Raw genomic sequence first — 1,636 nt, forward strand, 5'->3', positions numbered from 1 at the left:
CGTCGTCGTCGTCGAGGACGACGGGTCGGCCGCCGTCGCCGCCGGTGCGCACCGCGGGGTCCAGCGGAATCGCACCGAGGAACGGCATCCCGTTCTCGGCGGCGAACGCCTCGCCGCCGCCCGCGCCGAAGATGTCGTGCGCCGACCCGCAGTCGGGACACCGGAACGACGACATGTTCTCGACGATGCCGAGGACGTTCGTGTCGTGCTTGCCGAACATCTGCAGGCCCTTGCGCGCGTCGTCGATGGCCACGTCCTGGGGCGTCGTCACGATGACGGCACCCGTGAGAGGCAGCGTCTGGAGGACGGTCAACTGCGTGTCGCCCGTCCCCGGCGGCAGGTCCAGAATCATGTAGTCGAGTTCGCCCCACTCGACGTCTTCGACCAACTGGGTCAGGAGTTTGTGGACCATCGGGCCGCGCCAGATTACTGGGTCGTCCTCGCCGACGAGGAAGGCCATCGACATGAGTTTCATGCCGTACCGCTCCGGCGGGACGATGCGCTGTTCGCCCGTCGCCTGCGGCGCCTCGTCGGCCGCGACCATCCGCGGGACGTTCGGCCCGTACACGTCGGCGTCGAACAGACCGACGCGCGCGCCGAGTTTCGAGAGGCCGGCGGCGAGGTTCACCGCGACGGTGGACTTGCCGACGCCGCCCTTGCCGGAGGCGACGGCGATGACGTTCTTCACGCCCGGGAGCACGTCCTCCTCGGCCGAGAGGTCGCGCGGAATCTTCGCCGTGAGGTCCACCTCGTAGTCGGTGTCGGCGAACTGTTCGCGGACTGCCGCGGCGACGTCCGTCTCGTGCGGCGAGTACGGCGCGCCGAGTGCGAGTGAGATGCGAACGACGCCCGCCTCGTCGTCCACTTCGACGGCGTTGACGAGTCCGAGCGAGACGATGTCGTCGCCGAGGTCCGGGTCGTCGACCGCCCGGAGTCGGTCGCGTACCGCTTCGTCGTCCATGCCACGAAGTGCGTGAGAGCCGCCGATAAGGGTTTTGAACGGGTGATGGGTCGGAATCCCGACTCGTACCGTCTCCGACGGCCGACCGTCTCTGCGTCGGACACGTCGCGGCAATTGTAACCGCATCTACTCCCGTTATCGGGCGCGGCGTAACCGCCACTAGTTACGAACTGGCGAGCGGCGACCGCGAATTTATCAACATCGAATACGAGAGTCGATACATGCTCGTGGACGACTTCGGACGCGAAGTGAGCGGCGTCCGCATCTCTCTCACCGACCGGTGTAACTTCGACTGCGTCTACTGCCACAACGAGGGACTCGGCGACACGCGCGGCCCGATGGAACCGTCGGACGACGAGATGTCCACCGACGACGTCGTTCGCTTCCTCGAAGTCGTCGAGGAGTTCGGCGTCGAGAAGGTGAAGTTCACCGGCGGGGAACCGATGCTTCGACAGGACTTAGAGGAGATAATCGAACGCACGCCGGACTCGATGGAGACGTCGCTGACGACGAACGGGACGTTCCTCCCGGGGCGCGCCGAGGACCTGAAGGCGGCGGGTCTCTCCCGGGTGAACGTTTCGCAGGACGCCTTAGACCCCGAAGCGTTCGCTGAGATTACGAAGTCCGGCGCGTACGACAAGGTGATGGAGGGCGTCGAAGCCGCCCTCGACGCCG

Annotated in this window: 2 protein-coding genes; one reads left to right on the forward strand and one right to left on the reverse strand. The window is 66.4% G+C overall.

Features of this window, described 5'->3' with window-relative positions:
• Positions 1-961 (reverse strand): P-loop NTPase (locus tag GJ632_RS21350; RefSeq protein ID WP_191453969.1); only part of this gene is annotated, 961 nt, incomplete at its 3' end.
• 221 nt (positions 962-1,182) lie between these two features.
• Here GJ632_RS21350 and GJ632_RS21355 point away from each other — a divergent pair.
• A partial coding sequence (locus GJ632_RS21355) for a radical SAM protein (protein ID WP_191453970.1) occupies positions 1,183-1,636 on the forward strand: 454 nt, incomplete at its 3' end.

The sequence above is a fragment of the Halogeometricum sp. CBA1124 genome (genome assembly GCF_009741955.1).
Lineage (GTDB): Archaea > Halobacteriota > Halobacteria > Halobacteriales > Haloferacaceae > Halogeometricum > Halogeometricum rufum.